The organism is Chloroflexota bacterium, assembly GCA_013152435.1.
Taxonomy (GTDB): Bacteria; Chloroflexota; Anaerolineae; order DUEN01; family DUEN01; genus DUEN01.
In genome coordinates this window covers 1-23025 of sequence record JAADGJ010000005.1, presented here as the reverse complement: position 1 = coordinate 23025, position 23025 = coordinate 1, and the positions used below count along the sequence as shown (strand labels likewise).

General features: G+C 63.9%; 20 protein-coding genes. All 20 read left to right on the top strand.

Annotated elements, in window-relative coordinates:
- Positions 1–223: 223 nt before the first annotated feature.
- Complete coding sequence (iolG, locus tag GXP39_00485; GenBank protein ID NOZ26514.1) at positions 224–1249, top strand: inositol 2-dehydrogenase; 1026 nt, start codon at positions 224–226, stop codon at positions 1247–1249.
- A 289-nt stretch (positions 1250–1538) separates the two neighbouring features.
- Positions 1539–2558 (top strand): sugar ABC transporter substrate-binding protein, encoded by a 1020-nt coding sequence (locus GXP39_00480; protein ID NOZ26513.1) that lies wholly within the window; start codon positions 1539–1541, stop codon positions 2556–2558.
- 640 nt (positions 2559–3198) lie between these two features.
- On the top strand, positions 3199–4281 hold the full coding sequence (locus GXP39_00475; protein ID NOZ26512.1) for an ABC transporter permease: 1083 nt from the start codon (positions 3199–3201) through the stop codon (positions 4279–4281).
- 4 nt (positions 4282–4285) lie between these two features.
- Complete coding sequence (locus GXP39_00470) at positions 4286–5086, top strand: sugar ABC transporter ATP-binding protein (protein ID NOZ26511.1); 801 nt, start codon at positions 4286–4288, stop codon at positions 5084–5086.
- A 137-nt stretch (positions 5087–5223) separates the two neighbouring features.
- Positions 5224–5835: a hypothetical protein gene (locus GXP39_00465; protein NOZ26510.1), complete on the top strand. Its 612-nt coding sequence runs from the start codon at positions 5224–5226 to the stop codon at positions 5833–5835.
- Positions 5836–6103: 268 nt separating this feature from the next.
- Complete coding sequence (locus GXP39_00460) at positions 6104–7228, top strand: creatininase family protein (protein NOZ26509.1); 1125 nt, start codon at positions 6104–6106, stop codon at positions 7226–7228.
- A gap of 171 nt (positions 7229–7399) precedes the next feature.
- A complete protein-coding gene (locus GXP39_00455; GenBank protein ID NOZ26508.1) occupies positions 7400–8224 on the top strand; it encodes a sugar phosphate isomerase/epimerase in 825 nt (274 codons plus the stop codon).
- Positions 8225–8227: 3 nt separating this feature from the next.
- Positions 8228–8413 carry a hypothetical protein gene (locus tag GXP39_00450; GenBank protein ID NOZ26507.1) on the top strand — a complete coding sequence of 62 codons (186 nt, stop codon included), beginning with the start codon at positions 8228–8230 and terminating at the stop codon, positions 8411–8413.
- A gap of 275 nt (positions 8414–8688) precedes the next feature.
- Entirely contained in the window at positions 8689–9522 is an 834-nt protein-coding gene (locus GXP39_00445; GenBank protein ID NOZ26506.1) for an SDR family oxidoreductase, read from the top strand.
- Between the two features lie 29 nt (positions 9523–9551).
- The gene (locus tag GXP39_00440; protein NOZ26505.1) at positions 9552–10811 is read left to right on the top strand and encodes a DUF2088 domain-containing protein; all 1260 of its coding nucleotides are present in this window, start codon (positions 9552–9554) and stop codon (positions 10809–10811) included.
- Positions 10812–11236: 425 nt separating this feature from the next.
- The gene (locus GXP39_00435; GenBank protein ID NOZ26504.1) at positions 11237–13813 is read left to right on the top strand and encodes a GAF domain-containing protein; all 2577 of its coding nucleotides are present in this window, start codon (positions 11237–11239) and stop codon (positions 13811–13813) included.
- Positions 13782–14435, top strand: a complete 654-nt coding sequence (locus GXP39_00430) for a response regulator transcription factor (GenBank protein NOZ26503.1) — start codon at positions 13782–13784, stop codon at positions 14433–14435. Before GXP39_00435 ends, GXP39_00430 begins: the two co-directional genes overlap by 32 nt.
- A gap of 371 nt (positions 14436–14806) precedes the next feature.
- Complete coding sequence (locus tag GXP39_00425; GenBank protein ID NOZ26502.1) at positions 14807–16654, top strand: YncE family protein; 1848 nt, start codon at positions 14807–14809, stop codon at positions 16652–16654.
- Between the two features lie 14 nt (positions 16655–16668).
- The gene (locus tag GXP39_00420; protein ID NOZ26501.1) at positions 16669–16950 is read left to right on the top strand and encodes a hypothetical protein; all 282 of its coding nucleotides are present in this window, start codon (positions 16669–16671) and stop codon (positions 16948–16950) included.
- A gap of 212 nt (positions 16951–17162) precedes the next feature.
- Complete coding sequence (locus GXP39_00415; GenBank protein NOZ26500.1) at positions 17163–17492, top strand: hypothetical protein; 330 nt, start codon at positions 17163–17165, stop codon at positions 17490–17492.
- A 247-nt stretch (positions 17493–17739) separates the two neighbouring features.
- Complete coding sequence (locus GXP39_00410) at positions 17740–18783, top strand: NAD-dependent epimerase/dehydratase family protein (GenBank protein NOZ26499.1); 1044 nt, start codon at positions 17740–17742, stop codon at positions 18781–18783.
- A gap of 3 nt (positions 18784–18786) precedes the next feature.
- The gene (locus GXP39_00405; GenBank protein NOZ26498.1) at positions 18787–19974 is read left to right on the top strand and encodes a hypothetical protein; all 1188 of its coding nucleotides are present in this window, start codon (positions 18787–18789) and stop codon (positions 19972–19974) included.
- A gap of 170 nt (positions 19975–20144) precedes the next feature.
- Positions 20145–21308: a S1 RNA-binding domain-containing protein gene (locus GXP39_00400; GenBank protein ID NOZ26497.1), complete on the top strand. Its 1164-nt coding sequence runs from the start codon at positions 20145–20147 to the stop codon at positions 21306–21308.
- A gap of 159 nt (positions 21309–21467) precedes the next feature.
- Positions 21468–21971: an NUDIX hydrolase gene (locus GXP39_00395; GenBank protein ID NOZ26496.1), complete on the top strand. Its 504-nt coding sequence runs from the start codon at positions 21468–21470 to the stop codon at positions 21969–21971.
- Positions 21972–22038: 67 nt separating this feature from the next.
- Complete coding sequence (nfi, locus tag GXP39_00390; protein NOZ26495.1) at positions 22039–22734, top strand: deoxyribonuclease V; 696 nt, start codon at positions 22039–22041, stop codon at positions 22732–22734.
- Positions 22735–23025: the final 291 nt, after the last annotated feature.

Here is a 23025-nt window from a genome sequence, read left to right as displayed (position 1 = left end):
AAGCCCTTCTTTTGCCCTCGACCTGCCTGGCCTCAGCCTGAGTCCTGCGGAAAGAGGGCCGAGAGAGGCAGGTACAGGCCGGAAAAGCGGGATTTCCGTGGAGGGGTCCTTCCCTCCACACCTCCCCCTGTGGAGCTGGTCGTTGAGGGAGACCCCTCAGAACATCTTGCCGGTAAATTTTCAGACACGCTCTGAGATGGAGACAGGCGATCAGGAGGACGACATGGGGCGAGAGGTCAACATTGGAATCATCGGGGCAGGCAGGATCGGCAGGGTGCACGCCGAGCATCTGGCCTTTCGCATCCCCGACGCGAACGTGTTAGCCGTTGCCGACGTCTTCCCGGAGGCAGCGGAAAGGCTGGCAGCCGACTTCCGGGTCCCCGCCGCCTTTCAGGACTATCGGATGATCCTGGAGGATGAGCGGATCGACGCCGTCGTCATCTGCTCCAGCACGGACACCCATGCCCAGATTATCGAGGAGGCCGCGGCGGCCGGGAAGCACATCTTCTGTGAAAAACCCATCGCGCTGGACCTGGCCAAGATCGATCGCGCCCTGGAGGCGGTGGAGAAGGCGGGCGTGAAGCTGCAGGTGGGGTTCAACCGGCGCTTCGATCCCAGCTTCCGCCGCGTGCGCGAGCTGGTCGCCTCGGGACGCATCGGCGCTCCCCATATCCTGCGCATCACCAGCCGGGATCCGGAGCCGCCGCCCATCGAATACGTGAAGGTCTCCGGCGGGATCTTCCTGGACATGACCATCCATGACTTTGATATGGCGCGCTACCTGATGGGCAGCGAGGTGGAAGAGGTATACGCCGCCGGGAACGTCCTGGTGGATCCCGCCATCGGCGAGGCGGGTGACATCGACACGGCCGTCATCACGCTGCGCTTCGCCAACGGCGCGCTGGGGGTCATCGACAACAGCCGCAAGGCCGTATACGGGTACGACCAGCGCGTGGAGGTGTTCGGATCGGAGGGGATGGCGCTGGTGAGCAACAAGACGCCCGACAACGCGGTCCTCAGCGACGCCGCGGGCGTCCACGCGGCCAAGCCATTGTACTTCTTCGTGGAGCGATACAGCGAGGCGTATGTGGAGGAGATGCAGGCGTTCGTGGATTGCATCCAGAAGGACACAGCGCCTCCCGTGACGGGAATCGACGGGCGTATCCCGGTGGTGATGGGATATGCGGCCCGCAAATCTTATGAAGAAAACCGCCCGGTCAAACTCGACGAGATCTCTCCGTCTTCATAACCCCTGATGGCTCAGATTGAGCCCCATCATCACCCGCAATAAACTGGCCGAGGCTGCAAACGCTATCGTCGAAGCCGTCAGGCGCGACGATAGGAAACTCTCAGAAGGTTCCACCTGTGGACTGGGAACTGGTGGACCAGGGATCGCATACCCATTCACCAGTGTGCCCGTCTCCCCCACAACCGAGGAAAGGAGGTGATGAGGAAGAGACACCGTGTGTTCGTGCTCCTACAGGTGGTCCGACTCAGATATCCGCCAAACCTAAGCTAAGCTAAGGAGGAGGTATCTCATGTCTCGCTTGAAGATCGTCTCCCTGTTGCTGGTATCCGCCGTATTGCTGACGCTCGCCGGTTGCGCGGGCGCGCCGCCAGCCGCCCCCCAACCCGCCGAGGAGGCGGCAACTCAGCCGGCCGAGGAGGCACCACAGGTCACCCAGGCAGGCCTGGTCTTCGGTCTGTCCGTCCACGCCAACCCCGCCGAGGATAGCTTCTGGGGCGTGGTGGAGCGAGGTGCCTACGACGCGGCCGAGACCTACGGCATCGAGCTGAAGTCGGGCGGCAGCTCCGATCCCACAGAGCAGGCGCAGCTGGTGGAGACCTACGTCAGCGAGGGCGTGGACGGGATCATCGTCTCCCTGGCCAACCCGGACGCGCTCAAGGACGCGGTCAAGAAGGCTGTGGACGCCGGCATCCCGGTGATCACCATCAACTCCGGCGTGGACGTGTACAAGGAGCTGGGCGCCCTCACCCATGTCGGCCAGACGGAGTTCGTGGCCGGGCAGGGCGCGGGCGAGCGGTTCAACGCGATGGGCGTCACGAAGGTGCTCTGCGTGATCCACGAGGAGGCCAACATCGGGCTGGAGCAGCGCTGTGACGGCCTGGCCGACACCTTCAACGGCGAGGTCGAGCGCTTCAACGTCGCCACGACCGGCACCCGCGACATCGCGGGCACCCTGGCCAGCATCCAGGACAAGCTCACCTCGGATGACACCATCGACGCCATCCTCACCCTCAACCCCGACATCGCCATCGCCGCGCGCGACGCCATCAAGGCCGTGGGTGGCGATCACAAGATGGCGACCTTCGACCTCAGCCCGGCCGTCCTGGACGCCATCGAGGCGGGCGAGATCGCCTTCGCCATCGATCAGCAGCAGTACCTCCAGGGATACCTGCCTGTCGTCTTCCTCTACCTGTACAACACCAACCTGAACACCGTCGGCGGCGGCCTGCCGGTGCTCACCGGCCCTGGCTTCGTGGATGCCAGCAACGCAGCAGAGGTCAAGGCGCTCGCCGAAAGAGGGACGCGATAGACCCAAGCGGATCACATGCGGGGTGGGGGGCTCCCCCACCCCGCATCGCCGCCCCGTGCGAGTTCGCACGCGAGACGGCACGCACCCTCTCCTGGCCCCGGGCCGGGAACTCAGGTCGAGCCCAGGCGGGGATCGCCCATCTGCAAGCCCCAGTGATTCACGCATCGCCCCTGCCCGGGGCGAGCACCCTCAAGCAGGTCGAGGGCGACCACAAGGGCTCTTCTATTCCCATGCGGGGCCACCCAGAGGGGTGCCCTTCCGAACCTTATCCATTGAGATCGGCCACAGACGCACGTCCGCACGCTTGCACATAGGGGAAGTAGCAGAGGAGCAGGTAGTGTATCCAACGGGGTGGAAATCACCCGAAACAGCCCACGATGCCCATCGCAAGCCCTGAGGGGCGGCGTGGAGCCCCCCTCCGCCGGTAAGGGCCGGGTGACCCGGCCCCTGCTATGTCAGCCTTGCACCTGTCCTTTTTCGACTTGATTCGTGCGGGCTGGGCTGGGCGGGGCGGGGAACGGGCTGCAGTGGGAGCGCACGGCCGTATGCCCTCACGGGGGCCGTGCCCTTCCAGGCCTCCCACGGTATTTCCACCGAGAAGGATGCGCTTCCGAAGAGCGGTATCCTGAGGAGGTTGCCTATGGCTTCCAAGACGATCAGGGCTACCAAGCCCGAGGAGCGAGTTGCCGAAGTGGGGATGGTCCGAGGCATGTTCCGGCGCCCGGAGGTCGGCGCATCCCTGGGGGCGGCAGTGATCTTTCTGTTCTTCGCCGCCATCCGCCCGGACCAGTTCCCCACCATCAGCGGGATCGCACGCTTCCTGGACCCGGCCTCCACGCTGGGCATCATGTCGGTCGCGGTGGCCCTGTTGATGATCGGCGGCGAGTTTGACCTGTCCACCGGTGTGATGACCGGAACCGCCGGGCTGATCGCGGGGCTCCTGTCCACCCAGGCCGGCTGGAACATATGGCCGGCCATGTTCGTGGCGCTCCTCTTCGCCCTCGCCGTTGGGTACCTCAACGGCTGGCTGGTCGTGACGACGAGGCTTCCGAGCTTCATCGTGACGCTGGCGACGTTCTTTATCCTGCGCGGCGCCAACGTGGGCGTCACCCGCCTGATCACCAATCAGGTGCGCGTCGCCGGCATCGACCGGGCGGAGAGCTTCTACCTGGCGCGCACCATCTTCAGCACGGAGATCACCCTGTTCGGCGTGGCATTCAGGACGTCCATCATCTGGTGGATCGCGATCACGGCGCTGGCAAGCTGGATCTTGCTCCGTACCAAGTATGGCAGCTGGATTTTCGCCGTCGGCGGGGACGAGGAAGCCGCCCGCAACGTCGGTGTGCCGGTCCGGCGTGTCAAGATCGCCCTCTTTATGGGCACGGCTGCGGCCGCCTGGCTGGTCGGCATCATGAACGACGTACGGTTGCGATCGGCGGTGGCCAGCCAGGGTATCGGGCAGGAATTCGTCTACATTATCTCGGCAGTGATCGGAGGCTGTCTGCTGACCGGCGGGTACGGCTCGGTCGTCGGCGCCTCGATCGGAGCACTTATCTTCGGGATGGTTCGAGTCGGCATCGTCTACGCCGGCTGGGACACCGACTGGTTCTACTCGTTCCTGGGCGTCATGTTGCTCGCCGCGGTCATTGTGAACGACTATACGCGCAAGAAAGCTGAGGAGGTCAGCGCTGCCGCCGCCAAGACGCGCACAGAGGGGGAGTGAGTCGATGGCAGAGCCTATACTGGAAGTCCGGAATGTGACGAAACTGTTCGGGAGCGTCATCGCGCTGAGCGACGTATCGGCCAAGTTCTACCCGGGCGAGGTCACCTGTCTTCTGGGGGACAACGGCGCCGGGAAGTCGACCCTGATCAAGATCCTCTGCGGGGTCCATCAACCGACGGAGGGCGAGTACCTCTTCGAGGGCGAACCCGTGTGTTTCAACTCCCCTCGGGAAGCCCTGGAGCGAGGGATCGCGACCGTCTACCAGGACCTGGCCCTGATCCCCTTGATGCCGGTCTGGCGCAACTTCTTCCTGGGATCCGAGCCGGAAAAGGGATGGGGGCCGTTCCGCCGCTACGATATAGACCGCGCCAAACGCATCGTGCGGGAACAATTGGCAGACATGGGCATCCAGCTCAACGATCCGGATCAGCCGGTGGGCACGATGTCCGGCGGCGAGCGGCAGTCCATCGCCATCAGCCGGGCGATCTACTTCGGCGCGAAGGTCCTCATCCTCGACGAGCCGACGGCCGCCCTCGGCGTCAAACAGGCCAGCATCGTGCTCCACTACATCGTGCGGGCGAAGAAGCGCGGCCTGGCCGTGATCTTCATCACCCATAACCCCAACCACGCCTATCCGGTGGGGGATCACTTCATCGTCCTGCGGCGCGGCCGCGTGCTGGCCGACTACCGAAAGGAGGAGGTGGAGAAGGACGAGCTGATGAACCTGATGGCAGGAGGACAGGATCTGTTAGAACTCCAACGGGATCTGGAGAGGTTCGAAGAGGAGCTGGAGTTGGCCAACTAGCATATGGTCAACGACGATGCCCTGGTGGGGCACACCATGGACGCTCCGCCGGGGGCCTATCGATCCGCAGAGGCACGGTGCTGTGTGCTCTACCCGAGAGAGAAGTTTGACAAAGCGCCGGTATCCCATAATATCCCATGCGTGACAAGCATCTGAGCGGGAAGGGCCTGCTCGCGCTCGCCCTGGCGGTCCTCCTGAGCGGAGGGGTGTGGAGCTGCGCATGGTCCGGGCAGGCGACGCGCCGACATCCCCCGCAGCTCATCATAGACGCGTCGGTGGCGCCTGACTTTGAAGCCCTGGCGAGGGAAACGTGGGACCGGTTCCTGGGCACGTTCCGGGCAAGGGACGATTGCTTCGGCGATGTGCGGCTGCGAGCGTCGCGCACCCTGCACAGCCGGGCGGCCTATGACCCGACCAGCGCCACGGTCACCGTGCGAGTGCCGGGCACGCCGGCGATGCTTCAAAGCGCCCTGGTCCATGAGTGGGCGCATCATATCGAGTTCCAATGCCAGGAGCAGCGGGAGCTTCGACAGGCCTTCCTCGCCGCCCAGGGATTGCCGCCGGACACGCCCTGGCGGCCGGAGGAGATGCCCGCTGAGGTACCCACCCGCGAATGGGCGAACATCCCCTCCGAGCAATACGCGGAGGCCGTGGTCGTCCTCGTGCTTGGCAGGAGGCCCATTCCCACAAAGGCGCGCGTCACCAATGAGGCCGTATCCGTCATCCAACAGTGGGCAACCAGCGACTGAGGCCACGGGGGGGCCATTTCATCGCGCAGGAGGGTGGCACATATACGATTCGATGTGAGCGAAAGAGCTGTAACGACCAGATCCGTGCACTCAGCAGCATGGGATGGCCCCGCATGTAGCCACGGACGGCGAGGAGGAGCGGAGTTGCTCCCCCATCCGGCCGGATCGATGCGGGAGGGCATCCCGACATGGACAGATCGTCCAATCAGCAGAGCTTTCCCCAAGGGAAGGTAACCATATTGTACAGAACAGAAAGGGAGATTGTGAGATGTCTGAGAAAACGTTGCCGAAAGGATGGCTCGCCACTGACCAACCCGACTTGTTCTTCGAGGACAATCCTGTCGGCCGTATGAAGAAGGAGATCTGGGAAGCCAGTGATGAGGAGATCGATGCGATCCTGGCCGAGTATGGGATCCCCTCGCCGGTGGAGTGGGGCAAGCCCGGCTCCTACATCCAGACCACGGTCCGCTGGCAGGTGGAGGAGAATCGGAAGAAGAACGACATCGTGCTGATCCCCGTCGGCTGCACCGAGCTGCACGGACGGCATCTGGTCAGCGCCTCCGACACGCTCTACGTCAGCCAGATCTGCGAGGGAGTGCGCCGCTACACGGCCAAGCGGGGCGCGCCGGTGAACCTGGCTTTGCCGCCGCTGATGTACGGGGCACATCCATACCACCATCTGGGCATGCCCGGCACCGTGGTCGTCCGGGAGAACGTGGTGCGTGAGCTGATGATCGACGTCATGCTGGGGCTGTGGAACGATGGCTTCCGCAAGCAGATCATCGTCAACAACCACGGGCAGCTGTGGGTGCTGGAGTCGGCGGTTCAGCAGTTCCAGAAGCGCTATCAGCTCCCCGGCATCTTCCGGGTCATCGACTGGCACCGGGCCGTGCGGGAGTTCTTCCGCACGAAGGAGCGCGGGGGCAAGTGGGAGACTGACTTCGTCCACGCGGACGAGGCGGAGACCTCCATCGGGCTGCTGCTGCACCCGGAGATGGTGGACATGCGGTACGCGGTGGACACCGAGAGCAAAGGCTATCTGCCGGATGGGCATTTCGACAAGTCGGTGGACCCATTCGGGCGCCCCAGCCGATGGTCTGAGGGCGAGGGGCACTTCGCCATCGAGATCGCGGCCACGCCTGAGGGCGTCGTCGGCAAGGCGACCCGCGGATCCGCGGAGAAGGCCAAGCGTCCCGTCGCCGCCATCCTGCGGTATTTGACGCTGCTGAACGACCACATCCTGGAGGCGTTCCCACCGGGCACCGTGCCGCCCGTGGAGGAAGTCACACTGCGCACGGCCGAGGAGATGGAGCCCTATCTGCGAGAGCCGCTGAGCCCCGGCTGGAAGCCCGTGTATGCCCTGCCGCGCATCGGCCAGGGATCGGAGCTCTAGAGCTTTGAGATGTCGAGTAACGGGTGGTGGGGATCCTCCCACTGCCCGTTACTCTTTACGTTCCGCCCTTACGTTTCACTCTTTACGTTTTACTCTTTACGTTTTACTCTTTACGTTTTACTCTTTACGTTTTGCTCTTTACGTTTCACTATCTCACAACCCCGAGGGACCATGAAACTCAGTATCGTGCTCTCCACACACGCCGCCCAATTTCAGGCGGTGGCCTTTAAAGGCGATTTTGAGTCCAACGTTGCCAAGATCTCGGGATGGGGGTATGATGGAGTTGAGCTCGCCATCCGGGATCCCAAGCTGGTCCACGTCGATGAGCTGGAGCGAGTCGTGAGCGCACACCGTCTGGCCGTCCCGGCCATCGGGACCGGACAGGCCTGGGGTGAGGAGGGGCTCTCCTTCACCGACCCCGATCCGGCCGTGCGCGCGGCGGCCATCGAGCGGGTGAAGAGCCATGTGCCCCTGGCAGCTCGCTTCGACGCCGTGATCATCATCGGGCTGCTGCGGGGCATCGTGAAGCCCGGCGTGGACCACGGCCAGGCGATGGAGTGGTTGGTGACAGCCCTGCAAGAGTGCTGCGCGGCCGGGGCGCCACAAGGCGTCCGGCTGGCCCTGGAGCCCATCAACCGCTACGAGACGTCGCTGATCAACAACGTGGATCAGGGGCTGGATCTCATCGAGCGCGTGGGGGCGGACAACCTCGGGCTGCTGCTGGATACCTTTCACATGAACATCGAGGAGCCGTCCATGGAGGAGAGCATCCGGCGGGCCGGGGATCGCATTTTCCACTTCCACGTGGCCGACTCCAATCGATGGTATCCCGGCGCAGGGCATCTGGACTTCCGCTCCCTGTTGAAGGCCCTCTTCGAGACCGGATACGCCGGCTTCGTCTCCGGCGAGTTCATGCCGATGCCGGACGCGGATACAGCCGCGCAGCGAGCGATCGCCCATTTGCGATCCATCGAATCCGAGATGGAAGGAGGATAGCGCATGATCAACGAGGGCAGACATCCGGACCGTCATCACGAGACGATTCCCCCCGGCAAGCAGGTCGCCTTTTGCCGATGCTGGATATCCCAAAACTTCCCCTACTGCGATGGCAGCCATCGGAAGTTGAATGAGGAAGGAGATCACGTGGGACCGGTGATCGTCACCGGAGGCACGGTGGAGGAGTGAGAGCGTGTCTGAACATTGACCGATAAGGTGCCTGAGGAACTCCCTCAGCCACCAGTTCCACAGGGGGAGGTGTGGAGGGGAGCTCCCCTCCATGGGAATCCCACTTTTCCGGGGGGAGCCCCTCCGGGCCTCCCCATAGCAGAAGTAACGGCATTTCTCAGACACGCTTTAAGCGAGATCCGCAGGGCCTTCCCAAGGTCAGCGATGGGAACTGGGGAGGCGAGGCCCTGAACGATCAGGAGCATATCTTTACCAGACAGGGAGAGGCAGGCAAGATGAGCGATCGTGATCCACAGGCTCTGTTCGATCTGAAGGGGAAGGTGGTCGTCGCCACGGGCGGTGGCGGCGTATTGGTAGGGGAGATGTCTCGTGGGCTGGCGAAGGTCGGGGCCAAGATCGCCGTGCTCGATATCGTGGAAGAGGCGGCACAACGGGTGGCAGACGAGATCACCTCGGCGGGCGGCGAGGCGATCGGCGTGAAGACGGACGTGCTCGATCCGGAGAGCGTGAAGGCGGCCCGCCAGACTATCCTGGATACGTTCGGCACGGTGGATATCCTGATCAACGGCGCCGGGGGCAACCGGAAGGAGGCCACAACCTCGCCGGAGCTGCCGTTCTTCGATCTGCCCCAGGATGCCTTCCAATGGGTGTTCAACCTCAACTTCATCGGCACGCTGATCCCCAGCCAGGTGTTCGGCCGGGTGATGGCTGAAAAGGAGGAGGGAACGATCCTCAACATCTCGTCCATGAACGCCTTCCGGCCGCTGACGCGGATCCCCGCGTATTCGGCCGCCAAGGCCGCAGTCAGCAACTTCACCCAGTGGCTGGCCGTGCATATGGCCCAGGAGTATTCCCCAAAGATCCGGGTGAACGCTATCGCCCCCGGGTTCTTCCTGACCAACCAAAACCGCTACCTGCTCATCGACGAGGCCTCGGGTGGGCTCACCCCGCGGGGGCAGACGATCATCGACCACACCCCCATGGGCCGGTTCGGCGATCCATCTGACCTGCTGGGGACGGTCATCTGGCTGCTTTCGCCGGCCGCATCCTTCGTGACGGGCGTCGTCGTGCCTGTGGATGGGGGGTTCTCGGCTTTCAGCGGTGTATAAAGGGATTGGGGACTGACGGGGGGATGGCAATGGTGATAGGGAAAGGATACCCGGATCGGCTATTGAGCGAATCAGAGGTTCGCGAGTTGATGCGAGAGGCCCTGGACCGGGCCGACCTGGCGGGCAAGCGGGTGCTGATCATCGTCCCGGACGGTACTCGCAGCGGTCCCCTGGGCCTGTTCTTCCGGCTCTTTCACGAGCTGCTGTGGGGGAAGGTGGCCGCCCTGGACTACCTGATCGCGCTGGGCACGCATAAGCCCATGTCGGAGGAGGCCATCCATCACCGGATGGGGGTCACCGCGGAGGAGATGGCCACCCGCTACGCGGGCGTACGCGTCTTCAACCATCATTGGGAGGACCCGGCCACCTTCCGCGATCTGGGGACGATCCCCGCCAGCGAGATCGAGGCCATCAGCCGCGGCCTTTTCGTCCAGGACGTGCCGGTCGCCGTGAACAAGATGATCTTCGACTACGATCAGGTGATCATCTGCGGGCCGGTGTTCCCCCACGAGGTGGTCGGCTTCTCCGGGGGGAACAAGTACTTCTTCCCCGGCATCTCCGGGTGGGATCTGATCAATTTCACCCACTGGCTGGGCGCCGTGATCACCAGCTATGAGATCATCGGCACGAAGCACACGCCCGTACGAGCCGTGATCAACCGGGCGGCCTCGCTCATCGACGTGCCCAAGCTCTGCCTCAGCTTCGTCGTCAAGGAGGATCAGGTCGCCGGGGTGTACATCGGGTCACCGGAGGAGGCCTGGGAGCAGGCCGCGGACCTCTCAGCCCAGGTGCACGTCATCTATGTGGACAAGCCCTATCGCCAGGTATTGTCCATCATGCCTGAGATGTACGACGACATCTGGACGGCGGCCAAAGGGATGTACAAATTGGAGCCCGTGGTGGAGGATGGAGGCGAGGTGATCATCTACGCGCCTCACATCACCGAACTCTCCTACACCCATGGGAAGCTTCTGGACGAGATCGGATATCACGTGCGCGATTACTTCCTGAAGCAATGGGATCGGTTCAAGGATTATCCATGGGGCGTGCTGGCGCATTCCACTCATCTGCGCGGCATCGGCACCTATGAGAACGGCGTGGAGAAGCCGCGCATCCGGGTCACCCTGGCCACGGGAATCCCCAAGGAGCGCTGCGAGCGGGTGAACCTGGGCTATCGGGATCCGGCCACCATCAACCCGGAGGAGTGGATGGGCCGGGAGGACGAGGGCATCCTGGTCGTGCCCCACGCGGGGGAGATGCTGTATCGGCTGAAGTCGCAGAAACGGTAGGGGCGAGGCGTGCCTCGCCCCCATTTGGCCCTTTGGGTAGCGAAGGGCAGTGCCCATCGCTACCCATACCAAGATACAGAGGGGTGCCATAAAAGAGGCCAAACTCCAGGGAGGGGCGATAGCCCCTCCGAAGAAATCTATTTGCAGCCCCTCACCTGCCCCGTGGGGTCGGAGGCCACCGGCCAAAGCCCCAGCCAGGCAGGGGAAAGGCGAGAAAAGGAGTTTTCCTGCGGAGGGGCTTCCCCTCCGCACCTCCCCTTTCGGGAGCGACCGCCCGTGGAGGGGAAAAGCGACAGGCGGGGGCCTCGCCCATGCTGTTCAGTGGATGCGAATAGGGCGAGGCGTGTCTCGCCCCACTGCTTGATAAAGATCCCGCGGTTCTGGCAGGCGAAGGAGGTACTACTACCTCAAGAGAGGAGTAAACGGTGAGCAAAAGCGGCGCCGCCCCCCTTGCCCTGCGTCCCCGCTGGGTGGTGGGCGGCGTGATCGTGGCCGCCGTCCTGATCTGGGCTGCCTCCCTCTACTCCATCGCCGATCAGATCGGTGACCCCTTTCCAGGCTTCTTCTACACCTCGGACCGGATCGTCAGCGCCTTCACCCCGCAGGATTTCACCGGCTGGCAGGCCGGGCTGCGCCCCTGGGACCGCATCGTGGCCGTGAACGGCCAACACTGGCGGGAGATGCGCCGCCTGGTGCGGGAGGCAGGGGTTGGCACCCCACTGGTCTACACCGTGGAGCGAGGCGATCAGAGGCTGCAGATCGCCGTGCCCACGATGGAGTTCACCTCCGACATCCTGTGGCGCTTTATTCCCGGAGGCATCCTCTTCGCCATCTGCTCCCTGGCCGTCGGCATCTTCGTCTACATTCGCAACCCCAGCGGCCGGCTCAACCGCTATCTCCTCTTCTACCTCCTGGCCTGGGCAGGCATCCTCGGGGCCGTGTGGGAGGTCTTCCTCAGCCAGCAGAAGTGGACGACCTACCTGATCCATCCCTGGACGGCGATCACCGCCGTGGCCGGCTGGATCTTCTTCTGGAGCTTCCCCGCCGACCGGGAGCGCAAGGAGTTCCTGGCCCGCTGGCCTTTGATCCCCGCCTTCGTGGCCCTGGCCGCCGCCTTCACGATCTACTTTCCCACGCTCTTCTTCCTGGCCTCCCGCCTGGACGATCCCAAGCTGTGGCGCCTACATCTCTGGTCCGGCACCTGGGGACACTTCCTCATCCTTGGCGTGGGTTCGCTCATCAACAAGATCGTCCCCTTGCTGCAGATCGCCCTCAAGAAGAAGACGCCCCCTCTGATCCGCCAGCAAGCGACGGTGCTCGTGGCAGGCATCAGCATGGGCCTGGGAGGCTGGATCGTCTTCCTCTGGGCTCCCGCCACCCTTCACCTGCCACCTCCAGCCAACGTTCAGTGGGGCGGCGTCATCGCTACCCTCTACCCTCTCTCCGTCGGCTACGCCATCCTGCGCTACCAGCTCTTCGATATCCGGGTGGTGGTGCGCAAGGGCCTGGTCTACTCCCTGCTGACCGTCACCCTCACCGCCGTCTTCCTGCTCCTCTCCCTGGCCATAGGCTATCTCTTCCAAGGGCTCACCGGCCAACAATCGATCCTGGCCGCCCTGCTCCCGGCGCTCTTCATCGCCGTCCTCTTCCAGCCGGCTCGCAGCCGCATCCAGACCTTCGTGGATCGTGCCTTCTTCCGCCGGGAATATGAGGTGCGCCAGGCCCTGACCGCCTTCAGCCAGGGGTTGAGCACCCTCCGCGAGCGAGGAGAGGTCGTACGCCTGGTGCTGGACACGGTGACCCAGACCTTAGGGGCTCGGGGGGCCATCCTCTGGCTTCTGGATCACGGCCGGTACCGTCCAGAGGGGAAGAGCTTCCCCGTCCCAGAGAGAGGGAATCCACCATCCGCGGAGCGCTCACCTATCGCAGAGGCACGGCGGCGCCATGCCCCTACCCAGAACTCGGAGGCCCCGGAGATCTGGAGCCTGGTCACCTGGCTGACCCGGGAGCGCCGCCCCCTGCTGCTGCTCCCCGACGACCGTTCCCTCCAGGCCCAGGATCTGCGCCGGATCGGGGCGACGGTGGCCGTGCCCCTGCTATCGGGCGAGCAGCTGTTGGGAATCCTCACCCTGGAGGAGAAGCGATCCGGCGATCTCTACACGCAAGATGACCTGGAGCTCCTCACCACCCTGGCCCACAGCGCGGCGCTGGCCCTGGAGAACGCCCGGCTGCACGAGGAGCGACTGGCCATCCTGCGTCAGCAGTTGGCCCTGGTAACGGCAGCCCAGGAGGAGGAGCGGCGGCGCATCGCCCGCGAGCTACATGACGGCGTAGGGCCAGCCCTGGCCAGCCTGAACCTCCGCCTGCGCACAGCCCGCAAGCTCATGGAGCGGGATCAGCCCCTGACCGCCGAGGAGATCGAGGAGATGGCCGAGCTGGCCCAGGCCAACGTTCAGGACATCCGTCGCCTGATCTACGACCTGCGGCCGGCGGTATTGGATGAGCTGGGGCTGGCTCCGGCCTTGCGAGAATACGCAGCCCGCTGCCAGCGGGAACACGATCTGGCCATCGAGCTCTCTGTGGATGAAGGCGAGCGGCTTCCCGCCCCGGTGGAGATCGCCCTCTTCCGCATCGCCCAAGAGGCGCTGAACAACGTCATCCGGCATGCCCAGGCGCATCGGGTCGACGTGACCCTGACGCGAGATGAAGAGCACGTAACCCTGTGCATCGCCGACGACGGGCAGGGCTTCGATCCCCGGGCGCCCCAGCCCGGGACGCACCTGGGGCTATGGAGCATGAGGGAGCGGGTGGAGCAGTTGGGCGGGCGATTTGAGGTGACGAGCGCGCCGGGGGCCGGAACGACCGTAAGAGCCGTCATCCCGTTGAGGACACAGGAAGACCTTCCGACTTCGGCCGCCCAGGCCGACCCCATCTGGGGGGACTACGGGATAACGAACGAGGACGTACCCCATGACAGAGAAGATCAGAGTCCTGATCGCTGACGACCACACCCTCTTCCGCAAGGGCGTCCGCACGATGTTGGAGGCGGAGGAGGACATGCAGGTGGTGGGCGAGGCCGCCACGGGCCAGGAGGCGTTGGAGCAGGCGCGAGCCCTGATGCCCGACGTCATCCTCATGGACATCAAGATGCCCGATCTGGATGGTGTGGCGGCCGCTCGCGTCCTTCACCGGGAGATGCCCCACATCGGCATCATCTTCGTCACCATGTTCGAGGACGACGAGTTCGTCTTCCGGGGATTGCAAGCCGGTGGCCGTGGCTACATCCTCAAGGACGCCGATCCGGAGACCATGTTGCGGGCCATCCGCGCTGTCTCCCACGGCGAGTCGCTCCTGGGCCCCACGGTCGCTCAAAAGGTGTTGCGCCAGTTCGCCGCCCTGCCCGGCAAGCAGGCTCCCCTGATCGATGAGCTCACCCCGCGTGAGCTGGAGGTGCTCACGCTCATCGCGGAGGGCCACCCCAACAAAGAGATCGCCCGGGAACTCTCCATCAGCGAGAAGACGGTGAAGAACCACATCAACAACATCTTCTCCAAACTCCACGTCTACGACCGCACCCAGGCCATGCTTTACGCCATCCGCAAGGGATTGGTGAAGATCGAGTAGCTCTCTCATCTCCTTATTTCTCCTCTTCTGACGTGGAGCGCAAACCAGAAGCCCTCGGACCTATCTCGCGATAGGTCCTTTGTTCTGCCCCGGATAGGTCTGCTGGCCCTCCCGCGCCTAGTTCTCCGATGGTATTCTGAAAGCGGAGACCGCGAAACGCAGGAAACGCGGCGAGAAATAAGGAGGCCCCCCGATAAGGAGACTGGGAAATGCCCCTCCCCTTCACCTACGCCCCTTCGAACCCGAAGACGGCCCAGCCTTCGCCCGATTGCTTCTGGATAGCCCGGACACCGGTCGCATCCACTTTACCTCTCACGACCAGGTCGATCCTTACGCCGCGCGGACAGGGGGGTTGAACAGAGGAGGAGAAAATGAACCGAAACCTGTTGATCGCCTCAAGCATTGTGAGTGCGCTGGTGCTGGTCGCCCTGTTGCTGGGCGTGACCGGCGCGTGGGCCAGCCCTGTCGGGCAGGTCCCGGCGGTCCCCATAGCTCCGACGGCCCTCGTCTCCGGCGCCATCTCCTACCAGGGCCGCCTGCTGGACGGCAGCGGCAAGCCGGTGGACAGCGCACGGACGATGACCTTCCGCCTCTACGCTGAGGCGAGCGGTGGGACGGCGCTGTGGTCTCAAACGAAGAGCGTCTCGGTGGAGGATGGGCTGTTCAACGTAACCCTGGACGTGAACCCGGTGCTATTCGACGGGCGAGCACTGTGGCTGGGAGTGCAGTTGCAGGGCGAAACGGAGATGACCCCGCGCCAGCCATTGCTGCCCGTCCCCTATGCCCTCTCACTGCGGCCGGGGGCGGTGATCAGCGGCGTGCTGGGCGGGAACGAGGACGTCGCCATGCTGTACGCCATCAACAAGGGCAGCGGGGCGGTGGGCCTATATGCCAGCGGTGCCCGGGCCGGCGTCCACGCCTGGAGCACGGATGGGGCCGGCGTGCTGGCCACGAGCGAGAACGGATACGGCGGTGAGTTCGACAGCCAGAACTCGTCAGCGGTGTTCGGCGGCACCAGCTCCGATGCCGCGGCCATCTGGGGCGAGAACTCCGGAGCCGGATCTGGCGTGGCCGGGAGCAGCGTCGGCGGCCCCGGCCTCGACGGCAAAAGCGTCAACGGCCCGGGGCTGCACGCTCAGAGCATCAACAGCACGGCCGGCTACTTCACCAGTACCCACGGGGCGGGCGTCCATGCAAATGCCCTGGGCGACCATACGGCCGTCGTCGGCGAGAACCGGGGGGAGGGCATCGGCGGATATTTCACCAGCACCCAGGGTATCGGCCTGGCTGCTGCCAGCCGTGATGGGCACGCCCTGGTGACCATTCGCCCGTCGCTCATCCAGGGGCCGAACCCGATGCAGGTGGCCTTGCTCAGATGGTATCCCGCCATCCAGACGTCGACGAGCTTCGGCGTGGGAGCAACCCCCACGGGCGTCGCCTTTGACGGAGCCAACATATGGGTCACGAACCAGGCGGATGGCACCGTGAGTGTGCTGAAGGCCAGCAGCGGCCGTCTGGAGATGACCCCGGGCGTCGGCCCTGGCCCACGGGGTATCGCCTTCGACGGGGCCAACATGTGGATCGTCAACAGCGGGAACGCCACCGTGAGCGTGGTGAGGGCCAGCGACGGAGCGCAACGGATGACCGCTTCCGTCGGAAACGGGGCCGGGGGCATCGCCTTCGATGGGATCAACATGTGGATCACCAACAATGGCGACGGCACGGTGAGTGTACTGCGGGCCAGCGACGGCAGCCCCGTCATGACCATCGGCGTCGGCAGCAAGCCGGCCGGCATCGCCTTCGATGGGACCAACATGTGGATCGCCAACAATGGCGATGACACGGTGAGCGTGCTGCGGGCCAGCGACGGGAGCCACGTGATGACCCGTAACGTCGGGAGTAACCCGGTCGGGGTCGCCTTCGATGGGGCCAACATGTGGATCACCAACAAGGGGAGTGGCACGGTGAGCGTCCTGCGGGCCAGCGACGGCAGCACCGTCATGACCCTCAACGTCGGGAAAGGCCCGATGGGCATCGCCTTCGATGGGGCGAACATGTGGATTGTGAACAACGGCGACGACACCGTGAGCGTGCTGAGGGCCGTCGATGGCAGGCTGGTAGCCACCGTCCCCGTCGGTGGTGATCCGGAGGGCATCGCCTTCGATGGGGCCAATATGTGGATCACGAACAGCCGGGACAACACCGTCAGTAAGCGATAGCCAAAGGAGGGCAGATGATGAAACGCGAACTTATCCTGGCGATCGCTCTCTGCCTGCTACTTGCGCTGCCGGTATTGGCCCAGGTCTCGGCCGACCACAAGATCTCCTGGCATGTGATCGCCGGGGGCGGCGGGCAAATGAAGGGCACAGGTGGTCACACGCTGTGGAGCACCGTCGGTCAGCCGTTGATCGGCGTGAGCTTCAACCATGGAGGCATCCTGTACAGCGGCTTCTGGTACGGCAGCGCGGTGCCATACTGCAGCTACCTACCGCTGACGATGCACAACGTGCCGTAGGAAGCAGGCCGCCGGGGCATCTCTCCAGCCCTCGGCGGCCTGTGCCTGCTCGCGGCGCAACGGAGAGCCGACGAGACGATTAAGACATCACAAGTAGGCTTCCAGGCCCATCTTTCGATGGGCCTTTTTGATTGCCCCGAATAGGTCCGAGCTCCCTTATCCACCCGACCGTCGCAGGATACCCTGGAGTCAGACAGGGAAAGGAGGTGAGTGTGATGGTGCTCTACATCATCAAGTGGGACGTTCATCCGGACAAGCTGGAGGCCTACCTGAAGTGGGTCGAGAGCGTGACTCCGCGCGTCCTGGCTGTGCCGGGAGTGGTCGAGTTCCGGGCCTATCGCCCGGCTGCTGGCGCGCCCCAGGCCGTGGTGACCTACGAGTTCGCCGACCTGGCCGCCTGGACTGCCTGGTGGAGCCACGAGGACTGTCAGCAGGCGTTCACCGAGTTGCACACCCTGGCCCTCAACGTGACCACTGAGCTCTGGGGGCCGTCGCCGGTCATTCCCAAGCCTATCCGGCCCGGGGAGCAGGGCTCCCGCTGAGCCCCGAGAAAGATGGAGCCCGGCCATGTCGTTCAGTGATATCCCTAACGTCGGGCTCCTCTCCTGTTCATGCGCTGCTCCGACAACGCTCGGATCAGATGACGGTCAAGATACATGGCTTTCTTTGCAGCACGACTCCGTATCTTATGCGAGTAGCGGAGGGCAATGCCCTCCGCTATCCCCGAAAGGCCAAACTTGAGGGGCGCGGCGCCACTGCGTCCTTTCTAATGCACATGGATTGTGAATTATGAAGATACTGATAACAGGCGGGACTGGCTTCGTCGGCTCCCATACCGTGGCCGAGCTGATACGCGGTGGGCATGATGTAACACTCCTGGTCCGGAAAAGGGAACGGGTGCGCCCGGCGCTTGATCCACTGGGTGTGGAAGTTGCAACCGTCATCGAGGGCGACGTTACCGATCCACGGTCTGTAGAGCAGGCCACCCTGGGATGTGACGCCACCATCCACTGCGCCTCCATTTACTCACTGGACCCGAGGGCGAGTAAAACCATCCGGGAAACGAATGTGCGGGGCACCGAGATCGTCCTCGGCACAGCTCACAGGCTGGGACACGATCCGATCGTACACGTGTCCAGCTTCGCAGCCCTGATCGGTGAACGAGGCAAAGTGCTGACCCCAGACGCGCCTCCCACAAGGCCCCTGGGCGCTTATTTCAGGTCCAAGGCCGACTCGGAACGCGTCGCCCGGCGATATCAGGACTCCGGCGCCCCGGTGGTTATCACCTACCCCGGTTCCGTCTGGGGCCCACACGATCCTCATTTTGGGGAAAGCTGCCAGATGGCCATAAACATTCTGCGCGGGCTATGGATCCTGACGCCAAAAGGCACCGTCCCCATCACCGATGTGCGCGACCTGGCCCGATTACACCTGGCGATCATGGAGAAAAGACGCGGCCCACGCCGTTACATGGCGCCATCCATCAACGTGTCCATTCGAGAGGCCATGACGACGATGGCCTCCTTAACCGGACGCCGGCTGGGGACCCTTTCGCTGCCGGTCTGGATGTTGTTGTGGCCGCTGCGAGCCCTCGACCTCCTGCAGCGCCGGATACCCTTCCGCCTGCCGGTGAACTTTCAGGCTGCCTACTGTGTGGGGCTTTCCCATCCGTTGGACGATTCGGCGACCCGGAGTGAGTTCGGCATCGCGCCGAGGCCGCTCGAGGAGACCCTTGGCGACACCGTCCGCTGGCTCATACAGGCTGGACATCTCTCCCCCGAGAGGGCCGGGCGGCTGGCATGGGACGGAGCAAACCATCCACAGGGAGGATAGAAGATGAAGGCTTATATGATGATGAGCGAAAAGACCGTGGAGCCCTTCGGTGACCACCCCCGGGAGTGCCTCATCGCGAACCGCCCCCTGGGCGATCTTCAGGAAACGTACCTGAAGAAACTAGGGCTCACGCTGGTGCCGATGCCCCCGGGGACATCCATTGACGACGTGGATGAGCACATCATCTTTGACGATTCCCTCTACTTCACCCCGGAACTGCTCCAGGAGTTCATCACGAGGTCCCGCTCCCTGAGGCACGACACAATAGCAGCGTTGAAAAAGGGCATTACCACCCTCAGAACGATCACCCCCACACAACAGGTCATAGAGCACGAGGATCGCATCGATTACCGGCTCAGATACGTGCCTCCTAAAGGTCACCGCCGCGAGGAAGTTCTCCCCGTGGTCATTGATCCGGATGGGCTTTCCGAATCTGTGCCGATGTCAGAACACATATACGCAACCGGCCAATACGTCGTCCCCCTGTCCGAGAAACTGCTCATCCAGATAGAGCACTGGGCCAACCTCTGGGTGGCTAACGTGGTCACCCTGCTCTCCGAATTGGCCAAGCTAAAAAGGGGGTCCAAGCTAAGGCTTCTATGGCTCGCCCTGAAGGCCCACAGCGCCAACCAATGGAAGATCCTGCATCGGGCAAACCACATCGGCCGGAATTGTGACATCCACCCCACGGCCTATATCGAGGGGAGCACCATCGGCGACAACGTCAGGATAGGGGCAGGGGCCGTGGTCCGTCAATCCCTGGTGGGAGATCACACCTACATCGCCAACCAGGTCGCGGTGGAACTCTCGGTCATCGGGGAAGGATGCGTCCTCCAGAGCGGGACGGTGGTCCAGTACTCCGTTTTATACCCGGGAGCGTTCGTCTTCACCAGACCGGTAAACGCCTGCTTCCTGGGCAGGGACACCTTCGCCGGCGCCGGCGTCGCGCTGACGGACTTCCGGCTCGACGGCGGGAACATCACCGTCCTGAAGGGCGGGCAGGTGGTAGACACGGGCAACCCCTTTATCGGCGCCTGCCTCGGTCATGGAGTATATCTGGGAAGCGGCTGCATCGTGGCTCCAGGGCGGGCCATACCTAATGGTCTCCGTCTGATACCCGATGAGACGCAGATCCTATCCAGAATCCTCGCGGAAGGCTCCATCCCCGGCTATCGGCGGATATCCCCGTGAAGCCGTGCCGGGGATACCTCCCCACATCCATAGCCTCCCCATTCCACGCGACAGCAAGCGAGGGATTGTGCATCGCGTTACCCGAACGCTCCCCTTTTTGACAGCCCCCGATGCGTGGAGTATAATGCCCGCTGGCTTTGTCCAGAACCATCCCCTAGGAGGCTGCGATCGTGAGCGAGGAAATCGTTCTGCAAGAGAATTCAGAAGGCCAGATTGAGGAGTCATCTCCGACTGAGGGTGGAGAAGCGCCTCGGCCGAGCGGCGAACCGCAAGAGATGCCCGAAGCCGAGGCGAACGCACGGGAAGAGGAGCCCACATCTGCCGTAGAGGAGTCCCCAACCGCCACCGCCACGGAGGAAGCCCCGCCAGCCGAATCGCCCGCGGAAGAGGCGACCGAGGCTGCCACACAAGAGGAGCCGACAGCAGAGGCATCCCCTGAGGAGAGCGCCCAGCCTGCCGAGGCCACAGCGGAGCCCACCGCCGAGACGACAGCAACGCCCACCGCCGTGGAGACGGGAGAGGGAGAGGAGAAACCCAAGCGACGCAAGAAGCGCCGCCGACGCCGGCGCCGCCCGCGCGCCGCGGCCCTACCTCCCGTCGAGGTGAAGGTGATCCCGCGCAAGAAGATCATCAAGCCGTTGAAGCGCGGCATGGAGCTGGAGGGCACCGTCCGCCGCCTGGCCGAATTTGGCGCCTTTATTGACATCGGCGTAGGCACCGACGGATTGGTCCACATCTCCGAGCTCTCTCCCACCCGGGTCAACAAGGTCAGCGACGTGCTCCAGGAGGGGCAGACGGTCAAGGTCTGGATCAAGGACCTGGATCGTGAGCACAACCGCATCAGCCTGACCATGATCCCGCCCGGGACGAAGACCATTCGCGATCTGAAAGAGGGCGAGATCGTGCGGGGAACCGTCACCCGGCTGGTCCCCTATGGCGCCTTCGTGGACATCGGCATCGGCCGGGAGGCCATGCTCCACGTGCGCGAGATGGCGGAGCGCTACGTGGCCCGGCCGGAGGATGTGGTACAGGTCGGCGAGGAGCTGGAAGCCCGCGTGATCTCCGTGGACCGGCGCCGACAGCGGGTGGATCTCAGCCTGAAGGGATTGCGTCCGGAGCCGGAGATGGAGGCGGAGCCAGAGCCCATTTACGAGGAAGAGGACGAGTTCCCGTCCGTCATCGCGTTGGCCTTCCAGAAAGCCCTGGGGGAGGACTTCCAACCCCGAAGCCGCAGGGAGCGACGTCCCAAGCGACGGCGACGACGACACGAGGAATACGACGAGGAGATGGAGGAGATCCTCTCCCGAACGCTTCATTATCAGGACATTCACTAACGACGCACACGATCTAAGCCTCCTGGATAAAGGCGGTGTGGGGATTTCCCACACCGCCTGCGCTTTCGATGCAAGATCACATCCTGCCAGCGCATCATCCCCCCAAGGCCAAAGCCGATCATTCCGATACGAGTCCGAGAGACGAAGGTTCGAGGAAAGATGACAACCATGCGACCCCACGCGCGAGACCGGTGGTACAGGCTCCGGTCCGATCTGCAGGCCCGCCTCGTCGCCCTGCTCATGAACGCGCTACGAGCGCTCACGCTGGGACAGTTCCCGCCGGTGCTGTCCGTAGGAGCCATCATCGTGCGGGATGGGGAGATCCTGCTCCTGCACCGCCCGGATGGCCGATTCACCCTTCCCGGCGGCGTCGTGCGCTATGGGGAGACCTGCACCCAGGCGCTCCAGCGCGAGGTGCGAGAGGAAACAGGGCTGGAGGTCATCGCCGAAGACCTCCTGGGCATCTACTCGGATCCTCGGAGGGCGGGGCGCTTCCACAGCGTCGTCATCACTTATCGCTGCCGGCCGCTGAACCAACGCCTCCACGACAGCTACGAAGGTCGTCCCCTGTGGGTGCCTCTGGATCAACTGCCGGATAGCTGGTCACGCGAGACCGGACTGATGATCCAGGACTTCATGGCGGGGCGCCATCGGCTGAGTTAACGTCGGAGAAGAATCAGGCATTTCCAGGTCCAATCCGCTCCACTCCATCCGCGAAAGGGGGCATGACATGGAATTGCACATTCAACATCGTTGGGACGTATCCCCCGAGGAAGCGCAGCAGATCCAGCGGGATCTGGCCGCTCGCGTGCACATCGAGCCTCTGTCCACGCAGCCCCGCACGATCGGCGGCATCGACGTCAGCTTCCCCCAACGCGATGTGGCCCGCGCCGCCGTGGTCATCGTCCGCTTTCCCGAACTGACGCCCATCGCGCAGGCCACTGCCGAGCGCCCGGTGAGCTTTCCCTACATCCCCGGCCTGCTCTCCTTCCGTGAGACGCCGGCCGTGTTGGACGCCCTGGATCAACTGTCCACCCTGCCCGATCTGCTGATATGCGACGCGCAGGGATTGGCCCACCCCCGTCGATTAGGGCTGGCCGCGCACCTGGGCGTCCTGCTCGACCACCCCACCATCGGATGCGCCAAATCACGGCTGATCGGGCGCCACGAGGAGCCGCCCCCAGAGCGTGGCGCATACACGTGGCTCTACGACGGCCAGGAGATCATCGGCGCGGCCGTTCGCACCCGGGACGGCGTAAAGCCCGTCTATGTGAGCGTGGGCCACCGGATCGACCTGCCGGGGGCGATCCAGATGACGCTCGCCTGCTGCACGCGTTACCGCCTGCCCGAGCCCACCCGGCTGGCCCATCAGGTCGCAGCCGGACGCACCGTGGTCCCTCCCGGCGCCCAGCTTTCGCTCTTCTAAGAGCTCTCCTGAGGGATTCCGTCGCTCCTGCTACGGGGAGGACCGGAGGGGCGAAGCTCCTCCGGAAGAAGCCAAACCAAAGGGCACGGCGACATCGTGCCCCATTGGTATCAAGTTAAGCGATACGGAAGCGTGGCCCCGCACCTCTGGGGTGGCTCGGAGGGGCGGTAGTCCCTCCGAAGCAATCTATTTTCAGCCCCTCACCTGCCCCGTGGGGCCGGAGGCCACCGGCCAAAGCCCCAACCAGGCAGGGAAAAGGCGAGAAAAAGAGTTTTCCTGCGGAGGGGCTTC

Bases quoted from the DNA above. Each gene is read 5' to 3' on its own strand.
- iolG (NOZ26514.1), top strand. From the start codon at position 224: ATGGGGCGAGAGGTCAACATTGGAATCATCGGGGCAGGCAGGATCGGC.
- GXP39_00480 (NOZ26513.1), top strand. From the start codon at position 1,539: ATGTCTCGCTTGAAGATCGTCTCCCTGTTGCTGGTATCCGCCGTATTG.
- GXP39_00475 (NOZ26512.1), top strand. From the start codon at position 3,199: ATGGCTTCCAAGACGATCAGGGCTACCAAGCCCGAGGAGCGAGTTGCC.
- GXP39_00470 (NOZ26511.1), top strand. From the start codon at position 4,286: ATGGCAGAGCCTATACTGGAAGTCCGGAATGTGACGAAACTGTTCGGG.
- GXP39_00465 (NOZ26510.1), top strand. From the start codon at position 5,224: ATGCGTGACAAGCATCTGAGCGGGAAGGGCCTGCTCGCGCTCGCCCTG.
- GXP39_00460 (NOZ26509.1), top strand. From the start codon at position 6,104: ATGTCTGAGAAAACGTTGCCGAAAGGATGGCTCGCCACTGACCAACCC.
- GXP39_00455 (NOZ26508.1), top strand. From the start codon at position 7,400: ATGAAACTCAGTATCGTGCTCTCCACACACGCCGCCCAATTTCAGGCG.
- GXP39_00450 (NOZ26507.1), top strand. From the start codon at position 8,228: ATGATCAACGAGGGCAGACATCCGGACCGTCATCACGAGACGATTCCC.
- GXP39_00445 (NOZ26506.1), top strand. From the start codon at position 8,689: ATGAGCGATCGTGATCCACAGGCTCTGTTCGATCTGAAGGGGAAGGTG.
- GXP39_00440 (NOZ26505.1), top strand. From the start codon at position 9,552: ATGGTGATAGGGAAAGGATACCCGGATCGGCTATTGAGCGAATCAGAG.
- GXP39_00430 (NOZ26503.1), top strand. From the start codon at position 13,782: ATGACAGAGAAGATCAGAGTCCTGATCGCTGACGACCACACCCTCTTC.
- GXP39_00425 (NOZ26502.1), top strand. From the start codon at position 14,807: ATGAACCGAAACCTGTTGATCGCCTCAAGCATTGTGAGTGCGCTGGTG.
- GXP39_00420 (NOZ26501.1), top strand. From the start codon at position 16,669: ATGATGAAACGCGAACTTATCCTGGCGATCGCTCTCTGCCTGCTACTT.
- GXP39_00410 (NOZ26499.1), top strand. From the start codon at position 17,740: ATGAAGATACTGATAACAGGCGGGACTGGCTTCGTCGGCTCCCATACC.
- GXP39_00405 (NOZ26498.1), top strand. From the start codon at position 18,787: ATGAAGGCTTATATGATGATGAGCGAAAAGACCGTGGAGCCCTTCGGT.
- GXP39_00395 (NOZ26496.1), top strand. From the start codon at position 21,468: ATGACAACCATGCGACCCCACGCGCGAGACCGGTGGTACAGGCTCCGG.
- nfi (NOZ26495.1), top strand. From the start codon at position 22,039: ATGGAATTGCACATTCAACATCGTTGGGACGTATCCCCCGAGGAAGCG.